This window comes from Streptomyces sp. NP-1717, assembly GCF_022695985.1.
In the GTDB taxonomy this organism is placed as follows: domain Bacteria; phylum Actinomycetota; class Actinomycetes; order Streptomycetales; family Streptomycetaceae; genus Streptomyces.
In genome coordinates, this window is record NZ_JAAPBF010000092.1 from 1 (window position 1) to 26,314 (window position 26,314).

Sequence of the window (26,314 nt, forward strand, 5' to 3'; positions counted from 1 at the left end):
CGGGGGATCAGGGACGGGGTGGCGACCTGTCGAGCGGCGACGCGCTCGCCGCCCAGGACGTCGTACATCGCCCGCGCCACCTCGGCGCCGAACGCGTGGATGTCGTGGCTCATCGCGGAGAGCGACGGGTGGGTGAGCCGGCAGAGCTGGGAGTCGTCCCAGGCCAGCAGCGACACGTCCGCCGGGACCCGGAGCCCCATCTCGGCGGCGACGGCGAGCCCGGCGACGGCCATCAGGTCGTTGTCGTACACGATCGCCGTGGGGCGCGGCGCGGAGGCGAGCAGCGAGCGGGTGGCGCGGGCGCCTTCGTCGCCGGAGTAGTCGGTGACGCGCCGGTGCCCGTCCGGCAGGCCCAGTTCGGTCAGGGCGGCCGTGAACGCCTCGGTGCGCAGGGCGCTGTGGCCCAGCTCGGCCGGTCCGCCGACGTGGGCGACGGAGCGGTGGCCGAGGGCGGCGAGATAGCGGACGGCCTCCGTGACGGCCGTACCGTCGTCCGTCCACAGGGCGGTGAACGGCCCGGTGAGCGAGGGGTGGCCGACGGCGACCACCGGCATGCCGAGCTTGGCGAGGGCGGGGACGCGCGGGTCGTCGCGCTGGAGGTCGACCAGGACGGACCCGGCGATCCGGCCCGATCTCCACCAGTGGCGCTGAAGCTCGATCTCCTCGTCCAGGTCCCGTACCAGGCGCAGCAGCAGGGCCCCGGCGCGGTCGGTCAGCACACCGCCGATACCGGAGATGAAGTCCATGTAGAAGGGTTCCAGGCCGAGTTGGCGGGCCGGTCGGCGGATCGCGAGTCCTACGGTGCCCGTGCCGGCGCCGCCGGTACCGCGCGCCCGCGCCGAGCGGTTGGGCTCCCAGCCCATCACCTCGGCGGTCCGGAGGATGTGCGCGCGCGTGGTCTCGGAGACACCGGGCTTGTTGTTGAAGGCGAGCGAGACGGCGGCGCGCGAGACGCCCGCGCGGGCGGCGACGTCCCGGATGGTCAGCCGTTGCCCGGCGGCGCTCACGCCGGCTCCACCGTGAACAGCGCGGCGCGTACGGCGTCGGGCGAGCCGTCGCCGTCCCAGCCGCGCACCCGGATGGTGACGCTCTCGCCCGGCAGCAGCGTCAGCGGCCCCTGGTCGGCTACGGCCGTGGGCCCGAGCCGGTCTGCCTGGAGCAGCAGATCACGCAGGAGCGTCCGGGCGGTGACGATAACGTCCACGGCATCGGCCTCGTCGCCGCGGCGGACCGTCTCGACGTCGTAGCGCGGGGCGGGGTAGGCGAAGGAGTGGTCGCGTACGGGGAAGTGCAGCGCCCGCAGCTCGCCCGCGTCGGCGACCAGGTACTCCTTCCCGGAACCGGCGTCCGGGAGCAGTCCTTCGGGCACGGTCGCGAGCGCGACGGAGCGTGCTCCGGCCCGCGCCGTCACGGTCGTCTCGGCGAGGGTCCGGCCGTCGGCGGCCATGCGCCGCAGTCGTACGGCCGCCTCCCAGGGGGTGGCGGACTGGTTGTCGGCGACGACGGTGGGGCGGCCGTCGCGTCTCTGTACGGTGAGCAGCCGGTCCGCGTACAGCCGGCGCAGCGTGAAGTAGAGCGGTTTGGGGCGGGCGTCGCCGTCGACGGCGGCCCAGGAGGTCACCGGCCAGCAGTCGTTGAGCTGCCAGAGCACGGTGCCCGCGCACACCGGCCAGTGGGAGCGCCAGTGTTCGATGCCGGTGGCGATGGCACGCGCCTGGTTGAGCTGGGTGAGGTAGTGCCAGCGGTCGAAGTGCGCGGGCCCGGCCGGGGGCACCGTGAAGTGGTGGGCGAGGCCGCGCTCCAGTTTGCCGTTGCCGTCGTGCGCCTTCTGGTGGTGGAGCATGCCCGGTGAGGTGGGGAGAAGTTCCTCGCCCGGCAGCGCGCGCCGCAGCGTGGCGTGGGCGGGCGGGGCCTGCCAGCCGAATTCGGCGACGAAGCGCGGGACGGTGTCGAGGTAGTCCGTGTAGTCGGTGCGGTTCCAGACGTCCCAGGAGTGCGCGGTGCCGTGCGCGGGGTCGTTGGGGTGGTGGTCCCACGAGCCGGACCAGGGGCTGCCCGCCCAGTAGGGCCGGGTGGGGTCGGTCTCGGCGACGACGCGGGGCAGCAGGCCCAGGTAGTAGCCCTCGCCCCAGGAGTCGCCGTCGAGCGCGGGTTCCCAGTCCCAGTCGCGGAAGCCCCACAGATTCTCGTTGTTGCCGTTCCACAGGACGAGGGAGGCGTGCGGCATGAGGCGGGTGACGTTCTCGCGGGCCTCGGCCTCGATCTCGGAGCGCAGCGGCTGCTCCTCGGGGTAGGCGGCGCAGGCGAAGGGGAAGTCCTGCCAGACCAGGAGCCCGAGTTCGTCGCAGACGTCGTAGAAGTCGTCGCTCTCGTAGAGGCCGCCGCCCCAGACGCGTACGAGGTTGACGCCCGCGTCGGCGGCCTGGGTGAGGCGGGCGCGGTAGCGGTCGGGGCCGATGCGGGAGGGGAAGACGTCGTCGGGGATCCAGTTGACGCCGCGCGCGAAGACCGGCTCCGCGTTGACGGACAGGGTGAACGCGGTGCCGTGTGCGTCGGCGCCGGTGTCGAGGGTGACGGTGCGGAATCCGAGCCGGCGCTCCCATCGGTCGAGGACCGTGCCGTCGGCGTCGAGCAGTTCCAACTCGGTTCCGTAGAGGGGTTGTTCGCCGTAGCCCCGGGGCGACCAGAGGGCCGCGTCGGGCACGTCGACGGTGAGCGTGGCGTGGTCCCCGTCGAAGCTGACGGACGCGGTGTGGTCACCGACGCGGGCGCGGGCGGTGAGGAGTCCGCCGCCGGTGGCGGTCCGCTCGACGTCCACGCGCAGCTCCGCGCGGCCGGTCCGGCCGTCGACGGTGACGAGCGGACGGACGGTGGCGAGGCGGGCCGTGGACCAGTGCTCCAGGCGGACGGGCTTCCACATGCCGGCGGTGACGAGGGTCGGCCCCCAGTCCCAGCCGAAGGAGCAGGCCATCTTGCGGATGTACTGGAACGGCTCGGGATAGGCGTTGGGACGGTCGCCCACCCGCGCGCGTACGGCCTCGGCCTCCGTATACGCGGAGGTGAACTCCACGGACAGCGGCGTGGAGGCGCCCGGGTCCAGCCGGTCGGTGATGTCGAAGCGGTAACTCCGGTGCATGTTGCGGGTGTTGCCGACAGGCGGGGAGCCCACACGGACGGCGGCGACGGTGTCGAGGCCGTCGAGGACGAGATCGGTGCGCTCGTGCGCGGTCTCGCGCGGGCCGAGGACGGTGTCGTAACGCCAGTCCGTGCGGCCCACCCAGGCCACCGCCGTCTCGTTCCGGGAGAGGAACGGGTCCTCGATCAGCCCGGCGGCGAGCAGGTCGGTGTGGACGCAGCCCGGGACGGTCGCGGGGACGTCGCCGGCGGGCGCCTCCGGGACGGAGTCGGTGCCGGCCGGGGCGTGGCGCAGCGTCCAGCCCTCGGTGAGGGGGGTGACGTCCTTCATGCGGGATGCTCCGATCTCGGACGGCGTGCCGCTCAACGTAAAGGCGGCAACCGGGGGCAGTCCATAGACCGGTCAAGCATATTTCCCCGCTGTGAGTAAGGTAGTTGAGCTGGGATTACTTAACCTTTACTCAACTCGTGGGCGTCCGGGGCACCATCGCGATGCCGTCCAGCTCCACCAGGGCGCTCTCGTCCCAGAGTCTGACCGCGCCGATGAGGGCCATCGCCGGGTACTCGCGGCCGGCGAGCCGCTTCCACACGCGGCCCAGTTCGGCGGCGTGCGCGCGGTAGTCCGCGACGTCGGTGGCGTAGACGGTGACGCGCGCGAGATCGGCCGGGGCGCCGCCCGTCGCGGCCAGCGCGGCGAGCAGGTTGCCGAGGGCCGTCTCGAACTGCTCGACCAGGGTCTCCCCCACCACCGCGCCCGTCCCGTCGAGCGCGGTCTGACCGGCCAGGAAGACCAGCCGGCCGTCGGTCGCCGTCACACTGACCGCGTGCGAGAAGCCGCTGGGCGGGGCGAGTTCCGCGGGGTTGGTCCGCTCCAGGCTCATCCGTACAACTCCTTGGCGATGATGGTGCGCTGGACCTCGGTCGCGCCCTCGTAGATGCGGGGCGCGCGGACCTCGCGGTAGAGGTGTTCCAGCAGGTGACCGCGTTGCAGGGCGCGGGCGCCGTGCAGTTGGACGGCGGCGTCGACCACGTACTGGGCGGTCTCCGTCGCGAACAGCTTCGCCATCGCCGAGCGGCGCGGTACGTCCGGTGCGCCGGAGTCGTACGCCTCGGCCGCGGCGTACACCAGCAGCCGGGCCGCCTCCGTACGCGTCGCCATCTCGGCCACCTGGTGCGCGACGGACTGGAGGTCCTTGAGCGGGCCGCCGAAGGCGGTGCGGTCGGCGGTGTGGGCGAGGGCCGCTTCGAGGGCGGCGCCCGCCATGCCGACCGCGAAGGCGCCGACGCTCGGGCGGAAGAGGTTGAGGGTGTTCATGGCGACGCGGAAGCCCTGGTCGACCTCGCCGAGGACGTCGGCGGCGGTGACGCGTACGGAGTCGAAGGCGAGGGCGCCGATGGGGTGCGGCGAGAGCATCTCGATCGGCGAGCCGGTCAGTCCGGGCCGGTCGGCGGGGACGAGGAACGCGGTGACGCCGCGCGCGCCGGCGCCCGGGGTCGTACGGGCGAAGACGGTGTAGAAGTCGGCCTCGGGGGCGTTGGAGATCCAGCGCTTCTCGCCGGTGAGGAGCCAGCCGGGGCCGGGCGCGCCGGGACCACCCGGCCGGTCGTCCGCCACGGCGTCGAGCGCGAGCGCCGCCGCGTCCGATCCGGCGCCCGGCTCGCTCAGCGCGAACGCGGCGACGGCGCGGCCCGCCGCCACCTCGGGCAGCCAGCGCGCGCGTTGCTCCCCGGTGCCGGCCTGGACGACCGGGTAGCTGCCGAGCCCCTGGAGGGCGAGCGCGGTCTCCGCCTCCGTACAGCCGTGGGCCAAGGACTCGCGCAGCAGGCAGAGATCGAGCGCTCCCGCGGTCAGCATGCGGTCGAGCAGCCCCAGCTCACCGAGAGCGGCGACGAGCGGGCGGTTGATCCGGCCCGGCTCGCCCTTCTCCGCGAGGGGGCGCAGGCGGTCGGCGGCGACGGCGCGCAGCTCGTCGCACCAGGACTTTTGTGCCGGATCGAGCGAGAATACGGGCATCCGGGCCCTCACTTGAATCGCGTCTATCGCGGACTGTTGACTGCCGTCACCCACACGATACGCTCGATGCACAAGGCCACCAAGCCACCCCACGAGGGGGCGAACGATGGAGCTGACACCGGCGGGACTCACACCCTCGGCGCACCGCGACACTTTTCCGCGCGACCATCTGCCGCCGGCCGGACAGTGGCCGGAGCTCGTCTTCGACCCGCCCGAACTGCGCGGCCCCGACCGGCTCAACTGCGCCGTCGAACTCCTCGACCGCACGGTGGACGCCCTCGGCGCCGACCGCCCCGTCTTCCATCTCCCGTCGGGCGACACCTGGTCGTACGGACAACTGCGCGCCCGCGTCGACCGGATCGCGCACGTCCTGACCTCCGAGCTGGGCGTGGTGCCGGGAAACCGGGTCATGCTGCGCGGACCGACCACACCCTGGCTGGCCGCGTGCTGGCTCGCCGTGCTGAAGGCGGGCGCGGTGGCGGTGACGGTGCTCGCGCAGCAGCGGGCGCGGGAGCTGGCCACGATGTGCGAGATCGCGCGGGTCAGCCACGCGCTGTGCGACATCAGATCGGTGGACGACCTGGTCAAGGCGGAGGTGCCGGGGCTGCGCGTCGTGACGTACGGAGGGGACGCGCCGGACGATCTGCTGCGGCGGGCGGAAGCGATGCCCGAGCGGTACGAGGCGGTGGAGACGGCGGCCGACGACGTCGCGCTCATCGCGTTCACCTCGGGGACCACGGGGCGGCCCAAGGGGTGCATGCACTTCCACCGCGACGTGCTCTCCATCGCCGACACGTTCTCGCGCCATGTGCTGCGCCCGGAGCCCGGTGACGTGTTCGCCGGCAGCCCGCCGATCGGCTTCACCTTCGGACTCGGCGGTCTGGTGGTCTTCCCGATGCGGGCGGGCGCCTCGACCCTGCTGCTCGAACAGGCCGGTCCCAAGCAGCTGTTGGCGGCCGTGGCCGAGCGGGGGGTGTCGGTGCTGTTCACGGCGCCGACGGCGTACCGCGTGATGCTGGGCGAGCTGGCCGCGGCCGGCGGGAGCGCGTACGACATCTCCGGTCTGCGCCGCTGTGTCTCCGCCGGGGAGAATCTGCCCGCCGCCACCTGGCAGGACTGGTACGAGCGGACCGGGATCCGCGTCATCAACGGCATCGGCGCGACGGAGCTGCTGCACATCTTCATCTCGGCGGCCGACGACGCCGTCCGTCCCGGCACGACGGGTGTGCCGGTGCCCGGCTGGCAGGCGCGCGTGGTGGACGAGTCCGGCGATCCGGTGCCCGACGGGGAGCCGGGACTGCTGGCCGTACGCGGCCCGGTGGGCTGCCGCTATCTCTCCGATCCGCGCCAGTCGGTGTATGTCCACGACGGCTGGAACCTCACCGGCGACACCTATGTGCGGGAGCCGGACGGCTACTTCCGCTATGTCGCCCGCGCGGACGACATGATCATCTCGGCGGGGTACAACATCGCCGGACCGCAGGTCGAGGAGGTCCTGCTGGCCCATCCCGACGTGACGGAGGCGGCGGTCGTGGGCCACCCCGACAAGCTGCGGGGGCAGATCGTGGCGGCGTACGTCGTCCTGCGCGAGGGGGCGCGGCCGGACGAGGGGACGAAGGAGGCGCTGCGCGAATTCGTCACGGCGCGGCTGGTGCCGTACAAATGCCCGCGCGTCTTCGAGTTCCCGCCCGCGCTCCCGCGCACCCCGACGGGCAAGCTCCAGCGGTTCCGCCTCCGGCCGGACGCCTGAACCGGGGCCCGGGCGGCGCCCCGCCCACCCCTTAGAGTGATCACGTGGCCGAGCAGCACACCCCGCGATCCCTGATCGTCACCCTCTACGGCGCGTACGGCCGGACGCCGGACGGCGCGCCGCTCGCCGTGGCCGAGCTGGTCCGGCTGCTCGGCGCACTCGGTGTCGACGCGCCGTCCGTACGGTCGTCGGTGTCGCGGCTCAAGCGCCGGGGGCTGCTGATCGCCGAGCGCACGCCGGAGGGAGCCGCGGGCTACGCGCTCTCCGCCGACGCCCGGCAACTGCTCGACGACGGCGACCGGCGCATCTACGACCGGCCCGCGCCCCGGCTGTCGGACGGCTGGGTGCTCGCGGTGTTCTCCGTCCCCGAGGCCGAGCGGCACAAACGTCATCTGCTGCGCTCACGGCTGGCCCGGCTGGGGTTCGGTACCGCCGCGCCGGGGGTGTGGATCGCCCCCGGCCATCTGCACGAGGAGACACGGCACGCGCTGGAGCGGCTGCGCCTCGACCCGTACGTCGACCTGTTCCGCGGCGAACACCTGGGGTTCGCGGCGACGGCGGAGGCGGTGGGCCGGTGGTGGGACCTCGGGGGAATCGCCGCACTGCACAGGGAGTTCCTGGAGGCGCACGAGCCGGTGCTGCGATGGTGGGAGACACGTGCCCCGGCCGCCGCATCGTCCTGGGCCGAGGACGCCTACCGGGACTATCTGCTGGCACTCGACTCCTGGCGGCAACTGCCCTACGCCGACCCGGGGTTGCCGGTGGAACTGCTGCCGCCGGACTGGCCGGGCGGGCGTTCGGCGGAGGTCTTCACCGCGCTGCACACCCAACTGCGCGACGTCGGGGCGCGGTTCGTGCACCCCGCCTGAAATCCGGATGACCGGCGGGGCCGGGCGCGGACATCATCGGGGTCATGGACGAGACAGTCGAACCGCGCTGGATGATCGTCGCCAACGTCGTGCGGTGGCGGCGGTACGGCGCGGGTGGCCAGGAGTTGCGGCCGGGCACCAAGGTGTACAGGGGCGGCGCGCGGGTGTTCGTCATCAGCACCTACCCCGGCATGGGCAACGAGGACCTGACCACGGTCGGCCAGGCGCGCAACACCGGCCACTGGATCACCATCGACATGCCGACGCGGCATCTCCACACCTTCCGGGCCAAGCTCACGTACTCCCCCGCCGTACTGCGCCGGGCCGGCCAGCCGTTCGAACCGCCGACCGAGGAGAGGGCGCGGGAGACGGCCGCCGCGCTGGAACGGCTCGCGGCGCGGTACCGCCGGGAGAGCCACGCGGGCGTCGCGCACCCGCGGGGGTGTCTGTGCCACGAGTGCCTGACGGCCGCGGACGGCACGGACGGCACGGGCGGCACGGGCGGCGCGGGCCCGGTCAGCTCAGCGTGAGTCTCGGCTTCGGGCCGTCCGTGCGGCCCGTCGGGGGTGGCCGGCTGCCCGCGCGGTACGGCAGCGGCCACGGTGCGCCCGGACCGATGTAGCCCTGGTCGGCCGCCGCGTGCAGGGTCCAGTGCGGGTCGTAGAGGTGCGGGCGGGCCAGGGCGCAGAGGTCCGCGCGGCCCGCGAGCAGCAGGGAGTTGACGTCGTCCCAGGAGGAGATGGCGCCCACCGCGACAACCGGTACCGAGAGGGTGTTACGGATCCGGTCGGCGAACGGCGTCTGGTAGGACCGGCCGAACTCGGGGCGTTCCTCGGGGACGACCTGCCCGGTGGACACGTCGATCGCGTCGGCTCCGTGCGCGGCGAACGCGCGGGCGATCTCGACCGCCTCCTCCGCCGTGTTGCCGCCCGGTGCCCAGTCGGTGGCGGATATCCGGACCGTCATCGGCCGGTCGTCGGGCCACGACTCCCGTACGGCGTCGAAGACTTCGAGCGGGTAACGGAGCCGCCCGGCGAGGTCGCCGCCGTAGGCGTCGGTCCGGGTGTTGGTCAGTGGCGAGAGGAAGCCGGAGAGCAGATACCCGTGCGCGCAGTGGAGTTCGAGAAGGTCGAAGTCCGCGTCGGCGGCCCGGCGGGTCGCCGAGACGAACTGCTCACGTATCGCGGTGAGTCCGGTCCGGTCGAGCGCGCGCGGCACCTGGCCGACGTCCGGCAGGTACGGCAGCGCCGAGGCGGCGGCCAGCGGCCAGTTGCCGTCGGGCAGCGGCCGGTCCATGCCCTCCCACATCAGGCGGGTGGATCCCTTGCGTCCCGAGTGGCCGAGCTGGACCCCGATCGCGGCTCCGGGTGAACCGGCCTCGGCGGGTGCGCCGTTGTGCACGAAGTCCGTCACCCGCCGCCAGGCGGCGCCCTGTTCGTCCGTCCAGAGTCCGGTGCAGCCGGGGGTGATCCGGCCCTCGGGGCCGACGCACACCATCTCCGTCATGACGAGCCCCGCCCCGCCGAGGGCGCGCCCGCCGAGGTGGACGAGATGGAAGTCGCCGGGCACGCCGTCCTCGGCGGCGTACATGTCCATCGCGGAGACGACGACCCGGTTGCGCAGCGTCAGTCCGCGCAGCCGGAAGGGGGTGAACATCGGGGGCGTGCCGGGCTCGCAGCCGAAGTCCTCCTCCACGGCGCCGGTGAAGGTGGCGTCGCGCAGCCGCAGGTTGTCGTGCGTGACGCGGCGGCTGCGGGTGAGAAGGCCGAACGCGAACTGCCGGGCGGGCTGGTCCGTGTAGGTGGCCAGCTCCTCGAACCAGCGCAGGCTCGCCGCCGCCGCCCGCTGCGTGGACTCCACGACGGGGCGCCGTTCTCTCTCGTACGCGGCGAGCGCGGCCGGCAGATCCGGCTGCTCCTCGACGCACGCGGCGAGCGCCAGGGCGTCCTCGACGGCGAGTTTCGTGCCGGAGCCGATGGAGAAGTGCGCGGTGTGGGCGGCGTCGCCGATGAGGACCGTGTTGCCGTGGCTCCAGCGTTCGCTGACGACCGTGCGGAAGGCGGTCCAGGACGACTTGTTGGCGCGCAGCGCGCGTCCGCCGAGCGCGTCGGCGAAGATCTTGGCGCACTGTTCGGTGGACTGCCGCTCGTCGAGCGCGTCGAAGCCGGCGGCGCGCCAGACCTCTTCGCGCATCTCGACGATGACGGTGCTGGCCTCCGGTGAGAACGGGTAGCCGTGGAGCTGCATCACGCCGTGCCCGGTCTCGGCGATCTCGAAGCGGAACGCGTCGAAGGCGAAGTCGGCGGCGAGCCAGATGTAGCGGCAGCGTTCGGTGCCGACGGTGGGCCGGAAGACGTCGGCATGGGTCTCCCGGGTGCGGCTGTTCACCCCGTCGGCGGCGATCACCAGGTCGTGGGTGGCGGCGAGTTCGGCGGCGGGCGGTGCCTGGGTGCGGAAGCGCAGCCGTACGCCGAGGGACGCGCAGCGCTCGTGCAGGATCTCCAGGAGCCGGCGGCGGCCGAGGGCGGCGAAACCGTGGCCGCCGGAGGTCAGGGTGCGGCCCCGGTGGACGATGTCGATGTCGTCCCAGCGCACGAACTCGTCCCTCAGCGCGCGGTGGACGGTGGGGTCGGCGTGCTCGATGCCGCCCAGGGTCTCGTCGGAGAGGACGACCCCGAAGCCGAAGGTGTCGTCGGGGGCGTTGCGTTCCCAGACGGTGATCTCGCGGCGGGGGTCGAGCCGTTTGAGCAGGACGGCGGCGTACAGGCCGCCGGGTCCGCCGCCGATGACCGCGACCTTCAGGGCGGTCCCCGGTCCGGCCGGTTCGGTGGATATCCGGTCGGCCGTCACGGTCAGCGGCCCTGCCACTTGGGGGGCCGCTTCTCGGTGAAGGCGGCGTGGAACTCCGCGTAGTCCTCGCCGTTCATGAGCAGCGCCTGGGTGGCGGCGTCCAGTTCGACCGAGGCGGCGAGCGGCATGTCCAGCTCGGCGGTGAGCAGGGCCTTGGTCTGCGCGTACGCGAGCGCCGGGCCGTCGGCGAGCCGCCGGGCGAGTTCGGCGGCGCGGCTGTCGGCGGCGCCCTCGTCGGTCAGCTCGCTGATGAGGCCGATGCGTTCGGCCTCGGGGGCGCGGACGGGTTCGCCGAGCATCAGCAGCCGGGTGGCGTGGCCGAGCCCGACGACGCGCGGCAGCAGATACGCCGCGCCCATGTCGCCGCCGGAGAGGCCGACGCGGGTGAAGAGGAACGCGAAGCGCGCGGTGGGGTCGGCGACGCGGAAGTCGGCGGCCAGCGCGAGGACGGCGCCGGCCCCCGCGGCGACTCCGTGCACGGCGGCGATCACCGGGAACGGGCATTCGCGGACGGCCCTGACGACCTGCCCGGTCATCCGGTTGAAGTCGAGGAGTTCCGCGGTGTCCATGGAGAGCGTGGCGCCGATGATCTCGTCCACGTCGCCGCCCGAACAGAAGCCGCGCCCCTCGCCCGCCAGTACGAGGGCGCGGACGGACCGCTCCCTGGACAGCTCGGCGAGCAGGTCCCGCAGGTCGGCGTAGGCGCCGAAGGTGAGGGCGTTGAGTCTGTCGGGGCGGGCGAGCGTGACGGTCGCGACGCCGTCCTCGCGCGTCAGCCGCAGATGCCGCCACTCCTCGGTGCGCGGGGCGGAGCCGGAGAACGGGCTCATGGGCGGCCTCCTTCAGCTCGACGCCGATCGACGCTGTGTGCCGGCCGCCCGGGACGCCGGGGGCGGGGCGGACCCTGCGACTGCAAGATATCACTCGTACGTGACCGCCGTCACGAGTGCGCGATACGCAGCGCGGTACCGTAAGCGGGTCCTCGCCGATGTCGCGCCGAAGGTCCCGGGCAGAATGTGGCGGAGGTCCCGTTTCCGGCAGTCCGCTGCCCCTTGTTAAGCCACTTACGCTCCGTAAGGCTGGGCCATGCCCCCCGGCCCCGTCGAAGCTCGTCCTCGTCGCCCAGGGCCTCACGGCACCTCGCACAGCCCCCGAACGGACTCCCCGCCTTGCTCGAAGCACCGGACACCGCCTTCTGGCGCATCACACTGCCGCACAGCGCGGCGGCGGTGCCGATGGCGCGTGCCCTGATCCGTACGGCGCTGGCCGACATCGGGCCCACGGCGGACAGCGACACGGCGGAGCTGCTGACGGCGGAGCTGGTCGCCAACGCCGTCGAGCACACGAGCCCGGACATCCCCATAGAGCTGGTGGTCGAGCTGCTGCCCTCCGGCTGTCAGATCGAGGTCCACGACGGCGACCCGGGCCCGCCGGGCGATCTGTCGGCGCCGACGCCCGGCGTCACGCCCGACCCCTGGCAGGAGCACGGCCGGGGTCTGCTGCTGATCCGCACACTGAGCGCCGACTGCGGCCACCGTACGACCGAGCAGGGCAAGGCGGTCTGGTTCACGCTGTCAGCGCGCTGAACCACGCGGTGCGACCTGGTCGGGGGCCAGTGTCGCGACGAGTACGGCCTTGATGGTGTGCAGCCGGTTCTCCGCCTCGTCGAAGACCACGGAGTGCGCGGACTCGAACACCTCGTCGGTCACTTCGAGCTCCGTGAGCCCGTGGCGCTCGTGGATCTCCCACCCGACGACGGTCCCCAGGTCGTGGAAGGCCGGCAGACAGTGCAGGAACTTCACGTCCGGGTTCCCCGTCGCGCTCAGCACGTCCATCGTCACGCTGTACGGCCCGAGCGCCGCGATGCGCTCGTCCCAGACCTCCTGCGGCTCCCCCATCGACACCCACACGTCGGTGGCCACGAAGTCGGCGCCGCTCACCCCCTCGGCGATGGACTCGGTCAGCGTGATGCGGGCGCCGCTGACCTCGGCGGACTTACGGGCCAGGGCGACCACGTCGTCCGCCGGCCAGTAGGCGCGGGGCGCGACGATCCGTACGTCCATGCCCAGCAGCGCGCCGGTGACGAGGTAGGAGTTGCCCATGTTGTAGCGGGCGTCGCCGAGGTAGGCGAACGTGATCCGCTCCAGCGGCTTGTCGGTGTGCTCGGTCATCGTGAGCACGTCGGCCAGCATCTGGGTGGGGTGCCAGTCGGCGGTGAGACCGTTGAAGACGGGCACCCCGGCGTGCGCGGCCAGCTCCTCGACGGTCGACTGCGCGTCACCGCGGAACTCGATGCCGTCGAACATCCGGCCGAGCACCCGCGCGGTGTCCTTGGCGGACTCCTTCTTCCCGATGTGCGAGCCCGCCGGGTCGATGTACGTCGTGGAGGCGCCCTGGTCGGCGGCGGCCACCTCGAAGGCACAGCGCGTGCGCGTCGACGCCTTCTCGAAGATCAGCGCGATGTTCTTGCCGCGCAGGAGCTGGACCTCGTTCCCCGACTTCTTCGCGGCCTTGAGCCCGGCGGCCAGCTCGACCAGCCCGCGGAACTCCCCGGCGGTGAAGTCGAGCTCCTTGAGGAAGTGGCGGCCTGCGAGTTGTATCGCCATGGTGGCTGCTCCTGCGTCGCGAATACGGGGACCTGCACGGGGACCGATACAGGGACACTGGAACTATATACGAGCATCCGTATTGATATACAGGGGGAATCCGGCCGGGAAACCTGCCGCTCAGACGGCGTCCCGCTCGATCGGACAGCTCATACAGCGCGGCCCGCCCCGCCCCCGGCCCAGCTCACTGCCCCGGATCTCGATCACCTCGATCCCCTGCTTGCGCAGATACGTGTTGGTGGTCACGTTGCGCTCGTACGCCACCACCACGCCCGGCTCCACCGCCAGCACGTTGCACCCGTCGTCCCACTGCTCGCGTTCGGCCGCGTGCACGTCCTGCGTCGCCGTCAGCACCCGGATCCTGTCCAGTCCGAGGGCCGCGGCGATCGCACGGTGCATGTGCTCCGGCGGATGGTCGGTCACCTTCAGCTCGTTCCCGCCCGCGCCCGGCTCGATGGTGTAGGAGCGGAGCATGCCGAGGCCCGCGTACTGGGTGAACGTGTCGCGGTCGACCATCGTCATCACCGTGTCGAGATGCATGAAGGCGCGCCGCTTCGGCATGTCGAGCGCCACGATCGTCCTGGCCGAACCGGCCTCGAACATCCCGCGCGCCAGCATCTCGACCGCCTGCGGCGTGGTGCGCTCGCTCATCCCGATCAGCACGGCGCCCTCGCCGATGACCAGGACGTCGCCGCCCTCGATGGTGGAGGGGTAGTCGTCCTGCCCCTCCGACCAGTGGTGGAACGGGCCCGCGTCCGGCCCGGTGAACAGCGGGTGGTGCTTGTAGATCGCCTCGAAGTGGACGGTCTCGCGCCGCCTGGCGGGCCAGCGCATCGCGTTGATGCACACACCGTCGTAGACCCAGGCGGAGGTGTCGCGGGTGAAGAGGTGGTTCGGCAGCGGGTCGAGCAGGAAGTCGTCCAGATCCATGACGTGGAAGCGGACGGAGGACGGCTCGGCGTGGCTGTCCAGGAACTCCCGCTTGGTCATCCCGCCGACCAGCGCCTCGACGAGATCGTCCGTGGGCAGCTCGTCGAAGACCGATCTGAGGTGGTCGGTGGCGAGCGGGCCGTACTCCTTCTCGTCGAAGACCCGGTCCAGGACCAGCGTGCGGGCCGTCGGGATGTCCAGGGACTCCCGGAGCAGGTCGCCGAAGAGATGGACCTTGACCCCGCGCTCGCGCAGGACGTCGGCGAATCCGTCGTGCTCCTCGCGCGCGCGGCGCACCCACAGCACGTCGTCGAAGAGCAACGCGTCCTTGTTGCTGGGGGTGAGCCGCTTCAGCTCCAGGTCGGGGCGGTGCAGTATGACGCGGCGCAGCCGCCCGGTCTCGGAGTCGACTTGGAATCCCATGACCCCATCCTCGCGGATCGGGCGCCGTTCACACGGCGAATGACGTCAGAGACCGGGCGGGCCGCGGGGCCGGAGCCGGGCCCGGGGTTCGGAGCCGGGCCCGGAGGCCGGAGCGCGGTGTCAGAGCCGGGGGTCGACCGGCTCGGACTCCAGCGCGAGCACCGCGAACACGGCCTCGTGGACGCGCCACAGCGGCTCGTCGTCCCCCAGCCGGTCCAGCGCCTCCAGCCCGAGCGCGTACTCCCGCAGCGCCAGCGACCGCTTGTGGCCGAGGAACCTGGAGCGCAGCCGCTCCAGATTCGCGGGCCGCGTGTACTCGGGGCCGTAGATGATCCGCAGGTACTCGCGCCCGCGCACCTTGATCCCCGGCTGGACCAGCCGCCCCTTGCCGTCCCGTACGAGCGCGTGGAGCGGTTTGACGACCATGCCCTCGCCACCGCGCCCCGTCATCTCCAGCCACCAGTCGATCCCGGCACGTACGGACTCCTCGTCGCCCGTCTCCACGACGAGGCGGCGGGTGACCTGGAGCAGACCGGTCGGGTCGTGCTCGGTCAGCCGGTCGAGCCAGGCCAGCTGCCGGTCGTGCGGTACGGCGGCCAGACTGCGGCCCCGCGCGGCCAGGATCTGGAACGGCGCGAGCCGTACGCCGTCCAGGCCGTCCGTCTCCCAGCAGTAGCGGCGGTACGCCTGTGTGAACGCCGTCGCGTCGGCGGCCCGCGCACGCTGGGCGGCCAGCAGCGCGCCCACGTCGACACCCCGGCCGGCGGCCGATTCGAGCGCGCTCGTCACGGCCGGGAAGGCGGCGCCGGCCGCGGCGCCGACCGCCGCGTACTGGGTGCGCAGCAGTCCGGTGGCCTTCAGCGACCAGGGCATCAGCTCGGCGTCGAGCAGCAGCCAGTCCGTGTCCAGCTCGTCCCAGAGCCCGGCGGCGCCGACGGCCGTACGGAGGCGGCCCAGGATCTCCTCGGTGACGGCCGGGTCGTCGAAGAAGGGGCGGCCGGTGCGGGTGTGCAGCGCGCCGGTCGGCGCACCGGGGTCGCCCGGGTCGCCGATGCCGAAGCGCTCGCGCGCCACCTCCGCGTCGCGGCAGACCAGCGCCACCGCGCGCGAACCCATGTGCTTCTCCTCGCACACGACCTGCGCCACACCGTCCTCGCGGTACTGCGCGAACGCCTCGGCCGGGTGCTCCAGAAAGCCCTCCTCGCGCGATGTCGCGGTGGGTGCCATGGTCGGCGGCAGATAGGCGAGGAGCCGCGGGTCGACGGCGAAGCGGCTCATCACCTCCAGCGCCGCCGCGGCGTTCTCCTCGCGCACGGCGAGCCGGCCCATGTGCCGGGTCTCCACGACACGCCGGCCGTGCACGTCGGCGAGGTCGAGCGGGCGGCCCTCACGGCTGCCCGGCGCCTCCGTACTGAGGGGCTTGGCCGGCTCGTACCAGACACGCTCCGCCGGTACGTCGACCAGTTCGCGCTCGGGCCAGCGCAGGGCCGTCATCTTCCCGCCGAAGACGGCGCCGGTGTCGAGACAGATGGTGTTGTTGATCCAGGAGGTGTTCGGTACGGGGGTGTGGCCGTATACGACCGCCGCCCGGCCCCGGTAGTCCTCGGCCCACGGGTAGCGGACGGGCAGGCCGAACTCGTCGGTCTCGCCGGTCGTGTCCCCGTACAGCGCGTGCGAACGGACCCGGCCAGAGGTGCGGCCGTGGTACTTCTCCGGCAGCCCGGCGTGGCAGACGACCAGCTTGCCGCCGTCCAGGACGTAGTGGCTGACGAGGCCGTCGATGAACGTCCCCACCTGCTCGCGGAAGGCGTCGTCCTCCTTCGACAGCTGCTCGACAGTCTCGGCGAGTCCATGGGTGAGCCGGACGTTCCTGCCCTTGAGCCAGCGGCCGAGCTTGTTCTCGTGGTTGCCCGGGACGCACAGCGCGTTGCCCGCGCCGACCATGCGCATCACCCGGCGCAGCACGCCGGGGCTGTCCGGGCCGCGGTCGACGAGGTCGCCGACGAAGACCGCCGTACGGCCTTCGGGGTGCGCGCCGTCGCCGTCCGCGTAACCGAGCCTGGCCAGCAGCGTGTCCAGCTCGGAGCGGCAGCCGTGGATGTCGCCGATGATGTCGAAGGGGCCGGTGAGGTGGGTGAGGTCGTTGTAGCGGCGTTCGGTGACGACCTCGGCGCGCTCGACCTCCTCGGCGCCGCGCAGGACGTGGACCTTGCGGAAGCCCTCGCGTTCGAGTCCGCGCAGCGAACGGCGCAGCTCCCGCTGGTGGCGCCTGATGACATGGCGGGGCATGCCGGCCCGGTCGGGGCGGGCGGCGTTGCGTTCGGCGCAGACCGCCTCGGGCAGGTCGAGGACGATCGCGATGGGCAGCACGTCGTGCTCCCTGGCGAGCCGCACGAGCTGCTTACGGCTCTCCGGCTGGACGTTGGTGGCGTCGATGACCGTGCGACGGCCTGCGGCGAGGCGCTTTCCGGCGATGTAGTGGAGCACGTCGAAGGCGTCGCCGCTGGCGCTCTGGTCGTTCTCGTCGTCGGCGACGAGGGCGCGGCAGAAGTCGGAGGAGATGACTTCGGTGGGCTTGAAGTGGGAGCGCGCGAAGGTCGACTTGCCGGAGCCGGTGGCACCGATCAGGACGACGAGCGAGAGGTCGGTGACGGGGAGGGTACGGGCCCCGGCGCCGGACGCGGTGGCCGGGTTGGCCGGGTTGGCCGGGGAGCTCTCGTCGGGTTCGTTGCTGCTGCTCATGCGGCCTTCTCCTCCTTCACGGTCGTGTTCACGGCGCTCTTCGTGTTCGCGGCGCTCTTCGTGTTCTTGGCGTTCTTCATGGTCTCGGTGACGGTGAAGACGGCCATCTGTGTGGGCGGCCCGAACTCTTCACCAGGACATACATCCCTGTCAGAATCAGGGCCATGCCCCCGACTCCCACAGCAGCGATCGAGACAACTCGCCGCGTGATCCGCTGTTACGTCTATGCACGTATCTCACAGGACCGCACCGGCGCGCACCTGGGTACTGACCGGCAGATCGAGGATTGCCGTGCTCTCGCCGACCGGCTCACCACTCCTGAGATCCTCTACGAGATCGTTCAGGTCTTCGAGGACAACGACTTGTCGGCCTACTCCGGCAAGCCCCGCAAGGAGTACATCGAGATGTTCACCGGTCTGGAGGACGGTGACGCCAGCGTGGTACTCGCCTGGCACACGGACCGACTACACCGCTCCCCCGTGGAGTTGGAAGACTACATCTCCCTCTCGGAGCGGCGGTCTGTCCTGACCCACACCGTACAAGCCGGGCTGATCGACCTCTCCACCCCGCACGGCCGTATGACCGCGCGCATCCTCGGAGCCGTGGCCCGGCAGGAGTCCGAGCACAAAGGCGCCCGCGTCGCCCGCAAGCGCAAGCAGAAGGCCCAGGCCGGTGAGTTCGGCGGCGGCATCCGCCCCTTCGGCTGGGGCGTACCCACCGGCGAGAAGCGCAAGAAGATCGACAAGAAGACCGGGGAGGAGATCGAGGTCGACGTCCTAGACATGAACAAGGGGCGCCCTGATGAGATCGAGGCACTCGCGTACGGCACCAACCTCGTGCTTTCCGGCGGGTCCGTGAACGCGTGGGCCGCCTGGATGGCGGAGAAGGGCATCCTCTCCTCCCAGGGCAACACCCTGAAGCGCACGGACGCGCGCCTCCTGCTCCTACGGCCACGCAACGCCGGTCTGGCCGTCTACCAGGGTGAGGAGATCGGCGAGGGCACCTGGGAGGCTGCAGTCAACGTGGCCCAGTTCCGGGGCGTGACAGCCCACCTGACCAACCCCTCCCGCATCACCCACCGGGGCAACAAGCCAAAATGGCTCGGCTCCCGGATATATCAGTGCGGAGTCGGGGAGTGCACCGAGACCGTGAAGTGCGGCCGGGCCGGCAACTCCTCGAAGCCCTCGTACCGGTGCGTCACAGGACACGGTGGAACCCGGCTAGCGGAGAAGGTCGACAACTACGTCACGGACCTGATCTTGGAGCGCCTGTCCCGCAAGGACGCCGTGGACCTGCTACTCCCAGGACCGCAAGATCTGGACGTCGCCCAGCTCCAGTTGCAGAGCGACGAGATTACCAAGCGCCTGGGGGACATGGCCATCATGTTCGGCTCCGGGAAGATGACCATGGCCCAGTTCACCGAGGCGTCCGACGTCGCGCGGGCCCAGCTCGACAACATCACTGCGAAGCTCGCCAAGGCATCGAAGAAGGACCCGCTCGTAAGCATGGTGGGGGCCCCGGACGTCCGGCAGGCGTGGAAGGACCTGGAACTGGACCACAAGCGCGCGATCCTGCGAAGCCTGCTGACGGTCAAGATCCTCCCGGTCGGCCGCGGAAGGAACAGCGGCAGCGTCTTTCGCACCGAGGCGATTCAGGTCGACTGGGTCCGCTGAGCCCACAGCGAAGCTCCCCCGCTGCCGAGCTGGTGGCGGGGGGCTTCTGTCGTTCAGGTCATTCGCGGACGAGCGCGACCGGCGCAGTCACCGCAGCCGTGAGCCACAGTGCGACATCGCCCCCACCTCTCCCTGATGCTTTGCGAAGCAAACGTCGCCGAAAATTAGTATCCCCAGGTCGTCGATCTTGCTTGCCAGTGCTGCAAACGCGTGCAAGCATCACGCATTAGCGAAAGCAAAGGTCGAGTTGAGGTATCGAGGGACCCATGGGGAAGACCGTCATACCCCTGGCGCTGCCGGAGGGAATCCGCCTGGTGGTGTCGGCGAGGGCCGCGAGCGGCGGCAGTTGTCGCTCGGCCCGGGCGAGCCTGCTCGCCGGCGAGTTGACCAACGCTGGAGCTTCCGTCTCTCTGGACACCGGCCGACGGCGCACGTCCGCCTGGCCCGCATTCCTATTCGGCCGCGCGCACCGCCTACGCCACACGGAGAAGCGGTCGTTGCACCAGACCATCGATCGGCCCATCGCCGAGCGGGACGGTGAACAGGGCAACCGGAAACGGGGCGATGATCAGGCGCTCGTAGACGGAGCACCTGAGCACCTGTCCGCGGAGGGTGGATCGCGATGACTGCCCGCCCCCCGAGCCGACCGGTCCGCGACTCCGACCCCGTACGGAATACCGCTTATTGGGAACGCATCGATTGCATTGTGGCGGCAGCGCCTCCGCTGTCCGACCGGCAGCGTCGCACCATCCGCGCCATGTTCTCCGCGAGCGTCGTCCGGAGCGATCGGGAGGCGGCATGAGCACCGGCACCGGGTCACCGTTGCCCCCTTGGGGGTGCCCGGACCCCTTCCGGGAACTGCGGGATTCTAAGTTGCACGGGGGACCTCGTGCCATTTCTGTCGGTGGCGTCATCAACAGCGGGGGCGAGCGTGGCACCTGGTCGCTGACCGCCCATCACGATTCTGGGTCTGGCCGCAGGGTTCCGACTGGCGTGAGTCCCGTCTCAGCAGCCTCGCTGGCACATGACGCCGCCGCAGCGTGTCGGGCGGGAACATCCTCGACGCCGCGTGGCGTGGTCGTGTCTAACCGGCAACCCGGCACGCCTGCCTGCTGCTTCTCTGCCCCGTCGAGTATCGAGGACCTGGCATGGCCACGCCCACGCCCCGCGAGTTCCGGGAGGGCGGCGATCTTACGAGCCGACCGGAGATCACTCTGGACCTGTGCGCCGACCCGCTCGGAACCTCGGACGTCGCAGACCTTTCTGGGACGCAGGTAGCGCGGCTCTGACCGCTCTCAACGGGAGCTCCATCGTCGTTTAATCCTGAACGTAGGCCGTCCCATCAGGCTCACCGCGCCGGACAGGGGCACTGACGGCCCCTATTGGCGGCAGCCGTAGCCCTCGCGATTCGCGGGGGTCACTTTATGTTTCGGGTCAAAGCAATTTACGGGGATCGGCGCCGGCCAGCGCCGTGTGCCAGATTCTGAGCCCGAACAAGACGAACTCGGGCCGCTTGGCGGACTCATCAACTGCCGGCGGCTGCCGCCGCCCCCGGCCGCCCCGCGCCAGCGCCTTGGATGCGGTGGACCATCCCTTGGTCATGATCCTGCGCTTCGCGCACCGCTTCGCTGGACCATGCCCTCCGATTACCTGTGGTTGCCCACCATCGTGGTGAACAACGAACCTGAGGTAGGAACAGCAACCACAGGACGCGCGATATTCGTGCACTTCTGCTGTGTCGCTTTGCGCGTCAACTACGGTCTGACCTCCTACTTCTTGCCTAAGGCCGTGTCGCGGAAGTAGTTTCCGTGGATGCAGTTGATGTTGTTCTCCCGCGACGGATGGGAGTCCTGGGGCCTGCCCCACGAACCGCTTATCGACGAGGGAATGCCCTTCCTCATCGACGACGATCTGCGGTTCGAGGACGATGCCGGCCCACGGCCGACCGTCGCCGCGAACCAGTGGCTCAGGGAACTCCCGACGAGCGGCGTCCGCTCGGCGCGTTCGCATGCTCAAGGCCCTGCCCCGCTCCCAGCGCGCCGAACGGCTCAGGTTGCAGGGCGAGCTGGAACGGACCCTGAAGATCATCAACAGCGTCGGCGACCGCGACAGCCCTGCGGCAGTCAAGGAGAAGACGTAGTGCCGCGTATCAGCGACCAGACCCGACGACGTACCGAAGACGCCATCAGGGCGGCCATGGACCGGCTGCTGCGCGAAAACTGCCGCCCGGCCGGAAGGCGGACGTCAAGAGCCTCGCGGCGGAGGCCGGGGTGTCGCGCCAGCTCTTCTACTCGCGCGACCAGGGCGCGACACCGGGCCTGTACCAGCACCTGGCGCAGGAGTTCGAGCGGCGCCTGGTCTCCCGGCGAGAGGCAGAAGAGATGGCGGACCCACGCGAAGCCCAGATCGAGCGCCTGAAAGCCGACCAAGCCACCCTGAAGCGACGGCTGGCCGAACGCGAGGCGGAAGTAGCGGAGCTCAAGGCATTCCGGCAACAGGCCGCCTCCCAGATCGCGGCCCAGCACGCCGAGATCGAACGACTTCGGCGGGAAGCCAGCACCCCGAATCTGCACCGACTTCTCGCTCGTCCGCATGACTGACAGATGTGATGGAGGTGAGGGGCATGCCGGAGGTGCTGTCGGAGTCGATGCCGAGCTGTTGCGCGCGACGCCGAACCCGCAGAAGGCCCCTCAGTCTCGGAGCAAGTACTTGGTGGCAGTGCAGCCCTTCTGACTCATCTCGCCGATGCAGCCCCAACCCGTCGACGTGACGTATCCGAAGTATTGGCGGGGCTTACGCGGTACGGCCTCGGTGGTGATCGTGCCGCTCCCCTCCGGAATGCGTTGTGTGTGATAGCCGGATGTGTCGATATATGAAACGCTAATGTGCCATGTGCAGGTGTGGGTTGATGCTTCAGGCTGGACGATAAAGGCCATGCTTGGCTGACCACTGCCCAGGTCGACCACGTTGTGGTGGAAGAACAGCTCCCCCTGGGAGTCGCCCTCGTCGAGGACGTACGGTCCCTTCGGTTTTTCTGCTTTCCCGCCTGTCAGGTCCCACAACAGGCCCTGCCGGGACTGGGAGCCGGCCGGTGGGATGTCGACCACGGTCTGCGCAGTAGGTGCGCTGCACGAGTCCTTCACAGCGGTCATTCCGTTGATCGTGAGCCCGGCGCTGCGGTCACTGTTCAGATTCAGATCGAACGTCTGGGAATCGCCGCGGTTCTCATTGCCGTCTTCCAAGGGCGCCACGTACGACGCGCGCTCGACGATCCGGCCGCCCAGCGGCTTCAGGAACGACCACACCTGTGGCGCATCGCCTCTCATAGCGGTGAGAGTGGCCTGTTCACTCGCCGTCAGTGGCCGGTCCAGCAGAACGTACAGGGCCTCGGGCACGTCCTGTTCGTAGTCGCGAGGGGTGATCGTGGAGACGAACGCAGGCTGTTCGCGGTCGACGGTCTTCTCCGCGTTCTTGTCCGAGCGGGCCCGGTCGGTGGCCGTGGTCCGGTCCAGCCCGTAGCTCGCGTAGTAGGCGAACACGAGGCCGCCCACGACCACGACGGCCGCGACCACCACGTACAGCAATCGGTGCTTCGGCGTAAGCGTGCGTATTCCAGGCAGGCGTTCGTCAGCCCAAACGTGCCAAGCAGTCGATCCGGACCCCGGGGCGCCATTGTCTGGGTCGGGCTCCGGAGCGCCGTTGTGAACCCGGCCGCCGACCGACGGGGTGGGGGCTGGTACTGCGGCGCCTTCATCGGGATCCGGCGCACCAGAGCCAGAAGACGGCGGTGGGGCGGGCGGAGTTGTGGCCATGGATTCCCCCGGTTCTGCGGTGTGGACAATTTCGTGGTGCCTTCGCCAAACACGAGCCCGGAGCGAGTGCCAGCACGATACGGCCGGTGATGACACGAGGCTGCTGGGCCCTGCCGCGGTTGTCGAGTCTGCCGATGGCGCGCATGGCGTGAAACGGACCCGGGGCGGCCAGATTGAGCAGCAGCTCGACTACCTCCGACCTGTCGAACCGCTGGAGGTAGAACGTGGTGCGGGTGGTGTGGGGCCTGCCCCTGTGGCCGCGTCCACGGCATACACATGCCCGTCGGTGCAGCCGAAGTACAGCAAGCCGTGGGCGACTTCGAGCGATGACTCAATCCTGCCGCCGCCGGTGGTGAAAGCCCACCTCTCTGTGCCGGTGGCTGTGTCCAGCGCGTGCACCTTCCCATCGTCGCTGCCGACGTACACCGACCCACCAACCACCACCGGCGACGAGTGGACGGAGTCCCCGGCAGTGAAGGCCCACTTCTTCGCTCCGGTAGCTGCGTCCAGGGCGTACACGTTCTTGTCGCGGCTGCCGAAGTACACCACGCCGTCGGCTACAGCTGGCGAAGAGCGGACGAAGTCTCCAGTGGTGAAGGCCCACTTCTTCGTGCCGGTAGCTGCGTCCAGAGCATGCAGGATCCCGCCGGCCGTGCCGAAGTACACCGTCCCGCCGACCACGGCTGGCGACGACGAGATGAAGTCGTGGTCGTCGTGGTCCGTGCTTGCGGCAGTGACAGCCCACTTCTCGGTCCCTGTCGCTGCGTCAAATGCGTGAAAGACCTCGTCCCAATTGACGTAGACCACTCCATCAACCACATCTGGCCGATAGTCGAACGTCGTTCCCCTCATGTCAGCGGCCCACTTCTCGGTCCCGGTGACCGCGTTCATGGCGCGCAGCACCCCGTTCTCCGCGCTGAAGTAGACCGTCCCGTCAACCACCGCTGGCGAGTAAAACGGCCAGCCGCCCGACAAGGGAAATGACCAATCGCTGGTGTCAAAGATCCAGTTCTTGGTGCCCGTGGCCGCATTCAGGGCGTAGAGAGCCCCGGCATGGCTGCCGAAGTACACCGCCCCATCAGCCACCATTGGAGACGAGGGGTCCAAGAAGGCGCTGGTTGTGGTGGTATATGCCCACTTCTCGGTCCCGGTGACGGCATCTAGGGCGTCGAGGACCTCTGTGTTCTCTCTAATGCTGAGGATGTACACCACCCCACCGGCGACTATTGGCGATGACATGCTGCGACTGTCGATGGTGTGGCGCCAGGGACGCGGTGAGACGGCATCCTTTTCGCCTCGATCACCACCGTCACATCCAACGGCGCTGATGCTGGCACCAACTGCGACAGCAGTTCCAAGGCCTAAGCGCAGAGCTGCGCGGCGAGTAAAACTACTGGACCACGACGGGGTACCGACAGACGGTTCCAGCACGTGCTCCAGGCAGTGAGCCACGCTGGCATGGTTTGTCTCTTTAGCGGGGACGACCTCTCGAACGAGCTGGCGCGCGCGACGTCGAGACAGGGCACGGATGATGTCGGCAGAACGAGTCATGCTGTCAGGATATGAATCCCTTTGACGGGCCGACAGCGATTCCGGTAGACGCTATGAAGCAGTTACCGTCGTGTCGGGCAGGATCTTGAGGCAGTAGATGCGTCAGCCCGCCCTCGATAGTCAGCGTCGTCAGCCTCATCGCTGATCAAGATTGCGTTGAACGCAACAGCCCCGATCCAGCTGGGAAGATCACCGGTTTCGAAGCTTGGCCCTCTGGAGCGCCACGGGCCACCTTGCTCAGCTGATGCTTGAAGGGCACGGCTCTCTGCCGAAGACCTGACCCTCAACCCGCAACAGATCGACGAGCTGCGTCAGTTCCTCGCCGCGATCTGGTGAGAGGAGTTCGCGGTCCCGCTCCCAGTAATCGCTCGTCCCAGGGTCCTCCATCACGAGCCCAAAGCGACACGTTTCAAACGTGACATGGCAAGTGCACGGATAACGCGCGGGATTTAGTTGCTCATGTCGCGGTCGCGGCAATATGAATGCTGCGTCAGCCACCCGTCTTCAGGCGGACCAGGTCCCCGGGCATCGCCACCACCGGAGACGTAAGGGTGCCGAGTGCTAGCCAGTTCCAACGACGCGGCCAGCCCAACGTGCGAGCCGGGCCGAACGACAACTGTTACCACGGAGACGTCGGTGTACCGTTCGGGTCGAGACCGTTCGGCCATAGCCTGGTGAACAACTCTCGCACGTTGATCAGATCCCGCTCGTAGTTCTCGGGGTTGTGGTTGGTGGCCTGACGGGCCTGGGTCTCGGTGCCGTCGCGGTCCCTGGCCTTCCCCAGCGTTTCTGCCAAGTAGTAGAAGGCTATGGTGCTGCCGTGGTCTTCCGCCTGCCGGTAAAGCGCGCTGACCGCGTCCACGTCTCCGGCCATCGCATACTGCGTGGCCATGCGGTACAAGGGACGGGTGTCGCTGTAGTCGGCGGCCTGGCGGGCAAGCGTCTCAGCACCCTGCCGATCCCCAGCCCTCTCCCGCAACGCGGCCAAGTCGTACAAGGGACGGGTGTCGCCGTGGCCGGCGGCCTGGCGGGCAAGCGTCTCAGCACCCTGCCGATCCCCAGCCCTCTCCCGCAACGCGGCCAAGTCGTACAAGGGGCCGGTGTCGCCGTGGCCGGCGGCCTGGCGGGCAAGCGTCTCAGCACCCTGCCGATCCCCAGCCCTCTCCCGCAACGCGGCCAAGCGGCGCATTGAAGGAATGTCGCCGTGGTCGGCGGCCTGGCGGAGAAGGATCTCGGCACCCTCCCAATCCCCAGCGCTCACCCGCAACGCGGCCAAGCGGCGCAGAGTGGCGACATCGCCGTGTTCCGTCCCCCGGCGAGCCAGGGCCTCGGCACTCTCCCGATCTCCCGCGCCCTCCCGCAGCTCGACCAAGTGGAAAAGAGCTTCGGTGTCGCCGTGTTCCGCCGCCTGGCGGGTAAGCGTCTCGGCGCCCTCCCGATCTCCAGCGCCCTCCCGCAACGCGGCCAAGTGGCGCAGAGAATCGACATCGCCGTCGTCGGCGGCCTGGCGGAGAAGAATCTCGGCACCCTCCCGATCCCCAGCGCCCTCCCGCAGCATGGCCAAGCGGAAGAGAGCTTCGGTGTCGCCGTGTTCCGCCGCCTGGCGGAGAAGGATCTCGGCACCCTCCCGATCCTCAGCGCCCTCCCGCAACGCGGCCAAGCGGAAGAGAGCTTCGGTGTCGCCGTGTTCCGTCCCCCGGCGAGCCAGGGCCTCGGCACCCTCCCGATCCCCCGCGGTCTCCCGCAGCATGGCCAAGCGCCGCAGAGAGACGATGTCGCCGTGGTCGGCGGCGCGGTGGCGGAGATAGTGGGCCCATTGCAGGCGGTGCCGGGCTTCTGCTGCTTCGGCGATGTTGTTCAGGTCGTCGGGGTCGGTGAGGTGGGTGTGGGCGGCGTGCCAGAAGGAGGCGGGTGGGCAGAGGTGGCGTCGGGTGTCGCGGCCGTGTTGTTCGAGGTAGT

The 26,314-nt window shown here is 70.2% G+C and carries 19 protein-coding genes; 7 read left to right on the forward strand and 12 right to left on the reverse strand.

Going from position 1 to position 26,314, the window contains the following annotated elements:
- The 4 genes from GXP76_RS19410 to GXP76_RS19425 form a co-directional block, all read right to left on the reverse strand.
- Positions 1-1,007 (reverse strand): LacI family DNA-binding transcriptional regulator (locus GXP76_RS19410; RefSeq protein ID WP_242572817.1); only part of this gene is annotated, 1,007 nt, incomplete at its 3' end.
- Positions 1,004-3,466, reverse strand: coding sequence for a glycoside hydrolase family 2 protein (locus GXP76_RS19415; RefSeq protein WP_242572818.1), 2,463 nt, complete (start codon positions 3,464-3,466; stop codon positions 1,004-1,006). The genes GXP76_RS19415 and GXP76_RS19410, both read right to left, overlap by 4 nt.
- A gap of 130 nt (positions 3,467-3,596) precedes the next feature.
- On the reverse strand, positions 3,597-4,016 hold the full coding sequence (locus GXP76_RS19420; protein ID WP_242572819.1) for a RidA family protein: 420 nt from the start codon (positions 4,014-4,016) through the stop codon (positions 3,597-3,599).
- Positions 4,013-5,149 carry an acyl-CoA dehydrogenase family protein gene (locus GXP76_RS19425; RefSeq protein WP_242572820.1) on the reverse strand — a complete coding sequence of 379 codons (1,137 nt, stop codon included), beginning with the start codon at positions 5,147-5,149 and terminating at the stop codon, positions 4,013-4,015. Before GXP76_RS19425 ends, GXP76_RS19420 begins: the two co-directional genes overlap by 4 nt.
- Positions 5,150-5,255: 106 nt before the next feature.
- Here GXP76_RS19425 and GXP76_RS19430 point away from each other — a divergent pair, with 106 nt between their 5' ends.
- The 3 genes from GXP76_RS19430 to GXP76_RS19440 are packed head-to-tail and all read left to right on the forward strand — an operon-like array spanning position 5,256 to position 8,298.
- On the forward strand, positions 5,256-6,899 hold the full coding sequence (locus GXP76_RS19430; protein ID WP_277993577.1) for an AMP-binding protein: 1,644 nt from the start codon (positions 5,256-5,258) through the stop codon (positions 6,897-6,899).
- Between the two features lie 44 nt (positions 6,900-6,943).
- Positions 6,944-7,768, forward strand: coding sequence for a PaaX family transcriptional regulator C-terminal domain-containing protein (locus GXP76_RS19435; RefSeq protein ID WP_242572821.1), 825 nt, complete (start codon positions 6,944-6,946; stop codon positions 7,766-7,768).
- A 44-nt stretch (positions 7,769-7,812) separates the two neighbouring features.
- A complete protein-coding gene (locus GXP76_RS19440) occupies positions 7,813-8,298 on the forward strand; it encodes a hypothetical protein (protein WP_242572822.1) in 486 nt (161 codons plus the stop codon).
- Here the strand turns inward: GXP76_RS19440 and GXP76_RS19445 are convergent.
- Positions 8,285-10,618, reverse strand: coding sequence for a bifunctional salicylyl-CoA 5-hydroxylase/oxidoreductase (locus tag GXP76_RS19445; protein ID WP_374361698.1), 2,334 nt, complete (start codon positions 10,616-10,618; stop codon positions 8,285-8,287). The two genes, GXP76_RS19440 and GXP76_RS19445, sit on opposite strands and share 14 nt — an antisense overlap.
- Positions 10,619-10,620: 2 nt before the next feature.
- Positions 10,621-11,448 (reverse strand): enoyl-CoA hydratase family protein, encoded by an 828-nt coding sequence (locus GXP76_RS19450; RefSeq protein ID WP_242572823.1) that lies wholly within the window; start codon positions 11,446-11,448, stop codon positions 10,621-10,623.
- 339 nt (positions 11,449-11,787) lie between these two features.
- Between GXP76_RS19450 and GXP76_RS19455 the strand changes: the two genes are divergently transcribed.
- Positions 11,788-12,204: an ATP-binding protein gene (locus GXP76_RS19455; protein ID WP_242572824.1), complete on the forward strand. Its 417-nt coding sequence runs from the start codon at positions 11,788-11,790 to the stop codon at positions 12,202-12,204.
- Here the strand turns inward: GXP76_RS19455 and argF are convergent.
- The 3 genes from argF to GXP76_RS19470 all read right to left on the reverse strand — a co-directional run bounded on the left by argF (position 12,193) and on the right by GXP76_RS19470 (position 17,319).
- Positions 12,193-13,224, reverse strand: a complete 1,032-nt coding sequence (gene argF / locus GXP76_RS19460) for an ornithine carbamoyltransferase (protein ID WP_242572825.1) — start codon at positions 13,222-13,224, stop codon at positions 12,193-12,195. The genes GXP76_RS19455 and argF overlap by 12 nt on opposite strands.
- A 120-nt stretch (positions 13,225-13,344) precedes the next feature.
- Positions 13,345-14,577, reverse strand: coding sequence for an arginine deiminase (locus GXP76_RS19465; protein WP_242572826.1), 1,233 nt, complete (start codon positions 14,575-14,577; stop codon positions 13,345-13,347).
- Between the two features lie 120 nt (positions 14,578-14,697).
- On the reverse strand, positions 14,698-17,319 hold the full coding sequence (locus GXP76_RS19470; protein ID WP_242572827.1) for a polynucleotide kinase-phosphatase: 2,622 nt from the start codon (positions 17,317-17,319) through the stop codon (positions 14,698-14,700).
- Positions 17,320-17,483: 164 nt separating this feature from the next.
- Between GXP76_RS19470 and GXP76_RS19475 the strand changes: the two genes are divergently transcribed.
- From GXP76_RS19475 to GXP76_RS19480, 3 genes are all read left to right on the forward strand, one after another.
- Complete coding sequence (locus GXP76_RS19475; RefSeq protein ID WP_242572828.1) at positions 17,484-18,992, forward strand: recombinase family protein; 1,509 nt, start codon at positions 17,484-17,486, stop codon at positions 18,990-18,992.
- Between the two features lie 2,008 nt (positions 18,993-21,000).
- Positions 21,001-21,132: a hypothetical protein gene (locus tag GXP76_RS35660; RefSeq protein ID WP_277993578.1), complete on the forward strand. Its 132-nt coding sequence runs from the start codon at positions 21,001-21,003 to the stop codon at positions 21,130-21,132.
- Between the two features lie 130 nt (positions 21,133-21,262).
- Positions 21,263-21,592, forward strand: coding sequence for a hypothetical protein (locus GXP76_RS19480; RefSeq protein WP_242572829.1), 330 nt, complete (start codon positions 21,263-21,265; stop codon positions 21,590-21,592).
- A gap of 90 nt (positions 21,593-21,682) precedes the next feature.
- Here GXP76_RS19480 and GXP76_RS19485 read toward each other — a convergent pair whose 3' ends face one another.
- The 3 genes from GXP76_RS19485 to GXP76_RS19495 all read right to left on the reverse strand — a co-directional run.
- Positions 21,683-22,576, reverse strand: coding sequence for a hypothetical protein (locus GXP76_RS19485; protein ID WP_242572830.1), 894 nt, complete (start codon positions 22,574-22,576; stop codon positions 21,683-21,685).
- A gap of 417 nt (positions 22,577-22,993) precedes the next feature.
- Entirely contained in the window at positions 22,994-24,355 is a 1,362-nt protein-coding gene (locus GXP76_RS19490) for a PQQ-binding-like beta-propeller repeat protein (protein WP_277993579.1), read from the reverse strand.
- A gap of 619 nt (positions 24,356-24,974) precedes the next feature.
- On the reverse strand, positions 24,975-26,314 hold a 1,340-nt coding region (locus GXP76_RS19495), incomplete at its 5' end, for a tetratricopeptide repeat protein (RefSeq protein ID WP_374361695.1).

Coding starts and splice junctions, on each gene's coding strand:
- GXP76_RS19415 (WP_242572818.1), bottom strand. CDS start 3,466: ATGAAGGACGTCACCCCCCTCACCGAGGGCTGGACGCTGCGCCACGCC.
- GXP76_RS19420 (WP_242572819.1), bottom strand. CDS start 4,016: ATGAGCCTGGAGCGGACCAACCCCGCGGAACTCGCCCCGCCCAGCGGC.
- GXP76_RS19425 (WP_242572820.1), bottom strand. CDS start 5,149: ATGCCCGTATTCTCGCTCGATCCGGCACAAAAGTCCTGGTGCGACGAG.
- GXP76_RS19430 (WP_277993577.1), top strand. CDS start 5,256: ATGGAGCTGACACCGGCGGGACTCACACCCTCGGCGCACCGCGACACT.
- GXP76_RS19440 (WP_242572822.1), top strand. CDS start 7,813: ATGGACGAGACAGTCGAACCGCGCTGGATGATCGTCGCCAACGTCGTG.
- GXP76_RS19450 (WP_242572823.1), bottom strand. CDS start 11,448: ATGAGCCCGTTCTCCGGCTCCGCCCCGCGCACCGAGGAGTGGCGGCAT.
- argF (WP_242572825.1), bottom strand. CDS start 13,224: ATGGCGATACAACTCGCAGGCCGCCACTTCCTCAAGGAGCTCGACTTC.
- GXP76_RS19465 (WP_242572826.1), bottom strand. CDS start 14,577: ATGGGATTCCAAGTCGACTCCGAGACCGGGCGGCTGCGCCGCGTCATA.
- GXP76_RS19470 (WP_242572827.1), bottom strand. CDS start 17,319: ATGAGCAGCAGCAACGAACCCGACGAGAGCTCCCCGGCCAACCCGGCC.
- GXP76_RS19475 (WP_242572828.1), top strand. CDS start 17,484: ATGCCCCCGACTCCCACAGCAGCGATCGAGACAACTCGCCGCGTGATC.
- GXP76_RS35660 (WP_277993578.1), top strand. CDS start 21,001: ATGCTCAAGGCCCTGCCCCGCTCCCAGCGCGCCGAACGGCTCAGGTTG.
- GXP76_RS19490 (WP_277993579.1), bottom strand. CDS start 24,355: ATGACTCGTTCTGCCGACATCATCCGTGCCCTGTCTCGACGTCGCGCG.